Source organism: Psychrobacter sp., from assembly GCF_036731945.1.
In the GTDB taxonomy this organism is placed as follows: Bacteria; Pseudomonadota; Gammaproteobacteria; order Pseudomonadales; family Moraxellaceae; genus Psychrobacter.
In genome coordinates, this window is record NZ_DAINDI010000025.1 from 35,243 (window position 1) to 41,224 (window position 5,982).

Sequence of the window (5,982 nt, forward strand, 5' to 3'; positions counted from 1 at the left end):
ACACAATCCTGATATTCCGTTGCCATTAGATATCTATAGCGCGCGCCGAGCCAGTTTTGGCCCTAATATCTTTGTAGAGTCGCAGTGGCTACTATTTAAAGCCGCTATCGATAGCCATTTGCATAAAACTTGGTCGGCAACTTCTATCATTAACGGCAAAGCAGTTGATGCAGATAAAGTCGATGGCAATTCTGAAAAACTTGAGTCGCAAACCGTACGCGCGCCTTGGAACCACGAAGTCATCGCCGGTGAAGTTACCTACGCCAATGCTGATATTGCGCAGCAAGCTATTGATGCTGCCATTGCAGGTCAAACCGTATGGCAAGCCGTACCTGCGGCAAAGCGCGCTGCTATTTTGCGCAAAGTAGCGGACTTGTATGAAGAAAATTATGCCGAATTGATGGCGCTTTGCCAAATCGAAGCGGGTAAAACCATGCAAGACGGCATTGATGAAATCAAAGAAGCGGTTGATTTTTGCCGTTTTTATGCCGATGAAGCAGAACGTCTCGACGCCAAGGTTTATGAGTTTACCGACTTAGCAGGCAAGCAATCACGTCAAGTGTATAAGCCGCGGGGCACCTTTGTTTGTATCAGCCCGTGGAATTTCCCCTTGGCAATTTATACCGGTCAAATCATGGCAGCGCTTGCCGCAGGCAATACTGTGGTCGCTAAACCTGCCGAGCAAACCAGCTTGATTGCTCATTTTGCTGTGCAGCTGATGTATCAAGCAGGCGTGCCGGTAGACGCTTTGCAGTTTGTCGTTGGCGCTGGCGAAGTTGGCGGCACGTTGACCGCTTCCGATAATATTGCAGGCGTTATTTTCACCGGTTCAACCCAAACGGCGCAGCATATCAATCAGAGCCTTCATCAGCAAATCAGTGGTGAGTTGCCAGTATTGATAGCCGAAACCGGCGGTCAAAATGCCATGGTTGTCGATTCAACCGCATTGCCCGAGCAAGTGGTTAAAGATGCGGTATTATCTGCCTTTGGTTCGGCAGGTCAACGCTGTTCTGCGTGCCGTATCTTATGTGTGCAAGAAGAAGTAGCGGACAATTTAATCGAGCTGTTACAAGGAACGATGGCTGAATTGGTCGTCGGCAATCCATTGTATGCGGCAACCGATGTCGGTCCAGTGATTGATGCCGACGCCAAGCAAAGTCTGGACGCGCATATCGAACGTATGGCGGCTGAACCAACGGCGACGATCTTGGCGCAGACGCCGATGAGCGCAAGCTCAGTGGTTAGCGAAGAGCACTCTACCTTTGTCTTGCCAACCGCGATTGAGGTGAAAAGTATCGATGTGATTGGTGGCGAGCACTTTGGTCCGATATTGCATGTGCTACGTTATCAAGCGCGCGACTTGAATAAGCTTATTGATGCGATTAATAGCACAGGTTTTGGTTTGACCTTGGGTATCCACAGCCGTATTGAAAATATCGCCGAGCATATCGAGCGCCGTGCCTTTGTCGGCAATACTTACATTAACCGCAACCAAATCGGTGCCGTCGTTAACGTGCAGCCGTTTGGTGGTTGTGGTCTGTCTGGTACGGGTCCAAAAGCTGGCGGGCCGCATTACGTTGCGCGTCTGATGCAGCTGTGTACTGAGTCGAACACGGCGGTAGAAAATAATAGCACTGAAACCCTTACCCAAATCGCATAAGGACTAGCAAGATGGCGAATGAATTTAAAAAGAATCATGCCCAAGTTTGTGAAGCTTGGCGGTTATTAAGCGCGGTAGAGCGAGCAACTTATCTACAAGCAGCTGTTGCTAAATTGGCCTTACTTACTGGTGACGCCAATAAAGCCCAGCGTTTATTTACCCATCTATTAAATGCCGCGCCGATGCTCGATGACGTGCAGCGTATGACGGGCGCAACAGGTGAGTCCAATGATTTGTACGTGACTGCTCGCGGCAAAACCATGGTTATCGGCGGCGAATCTGCTCGCGCGATGGCGGTACTTGGGCAATTGGTTGCAGCTTTACTGACTGGCAACGAGGTGATACTGCATTGTCCAAGTCAGAGCGAGATGTGTGTTGAAGCGGCAAAAATATTGCATGACACTGGCATCAGCGATGATGTCTTAAGCGTTGCCAATGATTCGCAAACCATTACACTGCTATATATCGATCGATTGGCGCAAGTTGCGGTCGCAGGCAACCAAAGCGAAGTGCAAGCCATCAGCCAAGAGCTTGCTAAGACCGATGGTATCTTGACGCAGGTCATTGCGGTCACTGATATGGAGGGGATGTCAGAGATGCTGACGCCTGATTACCTGTACCGCTTTGTCACTGAGCGGGTGAGGACCATTAATACCACAGCGATTGGCGGTAATGCCAGCTTGCTCGAGCTTGGCACCGAGTAAGTGCTGTAAAGCTAAATAAAAAAACTAGGATTGTATAAGCGGCGGTCAGTAGCCATTTTCCAAGCAATTTGGGAAATGATTACTGACCGTTTTTTTATTGTTTTATGAAAAATTAAGGATAAAATTAATCAGAAAGGTTAGCTAAAAATATATAGTATTAAAAAGTTTTTGAATTATTAAACAAAATAATGTGCTTTTTTGAGTTGTAAGTTAAATAAAGTTAGTGCTAGTATAAGTTAACCGTTTAGTCAGCATTTATTCATTGAATGCTAATAGACAGCTTCAACACGGAATGTTGAGGTACTTTAAGCTAAAAAGGAGTGTGACCCATGCTTATATTCTCCGTTTTTTCGATAGGGTAGTTAGCTTTACCTTTACCTATACCCGACCTTTATGACCGCTTTTTAATTGACGCATAGATGATTGGTGAATTAAAAAGTTCAAACCGCAAACCGATTAAGCCTGAGCAAGTCAGTAGTCAGATAGGCAGTCAGCTTATTCAATACCCGTATAACTATCAGTATTGATGTAGGTATGATGATCGTCATCGTATAAACTTTATTAACATGATAATTGAATACTACCTTAGGGCAGTGTCGTTATGACGCCTGACCTTTGCAGATATTGATTGTTAACATTTTATATTCGATTTCAGATAAAACTATGGTTTTTATCTGCCTTTTATTCTGACAGCCGAGCGTTGCTATGATTCGTTTTTATTTGAACGGTCAGTACAAACAAGTCACTGATCTAAACCCGAACACCACCGTTCTTAAGTATCTGCGTCTGCACGAAAAGCAAACCGATACCAAGGAAGGCTGCGCGAGTGGCGACTGCGGCGCGTGTACCATCATGGCACAGCGCTTGCCTGCTCATGACGCAGACCAATCTACGCAAGCACCTTTTTATACCCTTAATGCTTGTATCACGCTACTGTCATTGATGGATGGTCATCATCTGATGACGGCCGCTTATATCGCCGATAATCCCGCCAATCACCCAGATCGCGCCTTATTGCACCCAGCTCAGCAAGCCATGGTTGATTGTCATGGCTCGCAGTGCGGTTTTTGTACGCCTGGATTTGTCATGACGCTGGCGAGTACTTATGAAAACCAACGTTTGCAAGTGGCAGCAGGACTGGCATCGGACGATCTTAGTTACAATGATATTGTCGCTGCTATATCCGGAAATCTGTGCCGCTGTACCGGTTATCGTCCTATTATCGATGCGGGTTTAGCGATGGGAAAAATTGGCAAACAGCGCGATGCTGAGCAAATCATTGCTAAAGATTTAACGATAAAGCTGGCAACCGATGCGATGGCAAACGGTAAAAACGGTGCTACAAATACCAGTAAAACTATCACGCAAGCATCACGCAAACTTTTTATTCCGCAGTCCGTTGACGAGCTCAATCAGGTGTTAGCCGAGTATCCAAACGCAACCATTTGGGCGGGCGGTACTGATTTGGGGTTAAGCGTGGCTCAGCACTTAGTCGATCATGAGGTAATTGTGCAGCTGTCAGCGGTTGAGGCGCTAAAAACTTGGTCGCTACAAGACTTACATCAACATACTGATGAGAAATATAGAGTTAATGCCGATAAAGTTAACAGCGACAAGGTTAATAGCGAAATGAAATCGGCAGTACCATCTTTAATATTGGGCGCGGGCATGAGCTATAAGCAACTGCTGCCTGTCCTTGAAGAGTATTTTCCAAGTTTTGCTCATTTATTTGAACGCATTGCCTCGCCGCAAATTCGCAACATGGGCACCATTGGCGGTAACGTCGCTAATGCTTCGCCGATTGGCGATTTGCCGCCGGTTTTATTGGCATTAGATGCGCAAATTCATTTGCGTCATTGCGAAGCTATTGATGGCAGTGAGGCTGATAAAGGTGATTATATTGATGAGATTATACCTTTGCAGGCATTTTTCTTGGATTATAAACAGACCAAACTGCGCGCTGGCAGTTATATCGTCGCTCTGCATATTCCGCTGATGCAAGACCATCAGCATCTATACATTCATAAAATTAGTAAGCGTTATGAGGATGATATTTCTGCTTGCTTATTGGCAGCAAGAATCGATTTGTCAGCAGATGGGTTGACGATTAAAAATGCAAAATTCGGTCTTGGCGGTATGGCGGCGATTCCTTTATTAGCGATAAATTGTCAGGAAATGCTGATTGGACAATCTGTTGAGGTTGCCAGTTTTGAAGCAGCGGCGCAAAGGCTGGCGTTAGATGTCTCGCCCATGACGGACGTTAGAGCCAGTCGTGAGTATCGTATGCATGTCGTGCAGCGCTTACTAATTAAATGCGGTAAGCAATTGGTCGCGGATATACAACCTGCAAGCGCTTAACGTTTATCGCCATTTATAAAGAATACAAGGAAGAGACACTATGAGCCATCATTCTTCACTATTTGACAGTTATAGTATACGCCGACAGCGCCCGCCAAAAAATAAAATCGGTACGGGAGTCAAGCATGACAGTGCTATCAGCCATGTGATGGGGACGGCCACATACGTCGATGACATGCTAAAACCGCAAAACACCCTGCATTTAGCGATTGGTAAAAGCACTCACGCCCATGCCCGTATCTTACATATGGATTTGAGTGCAGTATGGGCGGCCAATGGGGTGGTTGATGTCATTAGGTTTCAGGATTTGCCTGCTAAGACTGATATCGGGCCCGTGTTCGATGGCGATCCATTAATGGCAGATAAAGTCACCGAATACGTCGGTCAAACCTTGTTTGCTGTGGTCGCAACCAGTCATCGTGCGGCCAAAAAGGCAGTGCTGAATGCGCTGATAGAATATGAGCCATTAGTAGCCATTTTGACTATCGATGACGCATTAGAGCAAGCGCAGTTTGTACGACCGAGCCACTTTATGCAGCGCGGTGATACGCAAGCTGAGCTAAAATCAGCACCGACGCGTATTGCAGGGCATATTCATATGCTTGGGCAAGAGCATTTTTATCTTGAGGGGCAGGTATCTTACGTTGTGCCTTGTGACGATGGCGGTCTTGAAGTTTATACGTCGTCGCAGCATCCAAGCGAAGTGCAGCAACTGGTCGCTGAAGTAGTCGATTTACCCTTTCATGCAGTGACTACCATTGTCCGTAGAATGGGCGGCGGCTTTGGCGGTAAAGAAACCCAAGCGGCGGCATGGGCGTGTCTATGCGCTATCGTGGCTAAGCGCCAAAATGTGCCAGTCAGTATGCGCTTAGACCGCCAAGATGACATGGTGGTAACTGGCAAACGACACGAGTTTTCCAATCGCTATGAGGTCGGCGTCAATGAAGACGGACAGATACTTGGCGTCGATATGCAGCTAGCAGGACTATGTGGCTATTCGCCTGATTTGTCCGATGCTATTGTCGATCGGGCGATGTTTCATTGTGATAATGCTTACTATTATCCAGCTGCGCAGATTGCCGGTCACCGCTGCAAGACCCATACGGTATCTAACACCGCTTATCGCGGTTTTGGCGGGCCACAAGGTTTGCTAACTGCTGAATATATGATGGATCACATTGCTTATACGTTAGGCAAAGATCCACTCCAGGTGCGTCTAGCAAATTTATATCAAAACGGTCAAAGCACCCATTATGGTCA

4 protein-coding genes are annotated in these 5,982 nt (G+C 46.7%); all 4 read left to right on the forward strand.

Annotated features, from left to right (window positions below; all coding sequences use genetic code 11):
- Positions 1 to 1,660, forward strand: a 1,660-nt coding sequence (putA, locus tag V7D75_RS06965; RefSeq protein WP_333613971.1) for a bifunctional proline dehydrogenase/L-glutamate gamma-semialdehyde dehydrogenase PutA, incomplete at its 5' end; no start/stop codon positions are given.
- 11 nt (positions 1,661 to 1,671) lie between these two features.
- On the forward strand, positions 1,672 to 2,364 hold the full coding sequence (locus tag V7D75_RS06970) for a 1-pyrroline-5-carboxylate dehydrogenase (protein WP_198328850.1): 693 nt from the start codon (positions 1,672 to 1,674) through the stop codon (positions 2,362 to 2,364).
- A gap of 705 nt (positions 2,365 to 3,069) precedes the next feature.
- On the forward strand, positions 3,070 to 4,722 hold the full coding sequence (locus tag V7D75_RS06975; protein WP_333613972.1) for a xanthine dehydrogenase small subunit: 1,653 nt from the start codon (positions 3,070 to 3,072) through the stop codon (positions 4,720 to 4,722).
- 40 nt (positions 4,723 to 4,762) lie between these two features.
- Positions 4,763 to 5,982: molybdopterin cofactor-binding domain-containing protein (locus V7D75_RS06980; protein ID WP_333613973.1), on the forward strand; the 1,220-nt coding region annotated here is incomplete at its 3' end.

Coding starts and splice junctions, on each gene's coding strand:
- V7D75_RS06975 (WP_333613972.1), top strand. CDS start 3,070: ATGATTCGTTTTTATTTGAACGGTCAGTACAAACAAGTCACTGATCTA.
- V7D75_RS06970 (WP_198328850.1), top strand. CDS start 1,672: ATGGCGAATGAATTTAAAAAGAATCATGCCCAAGTTTGTGAAGCTTGG.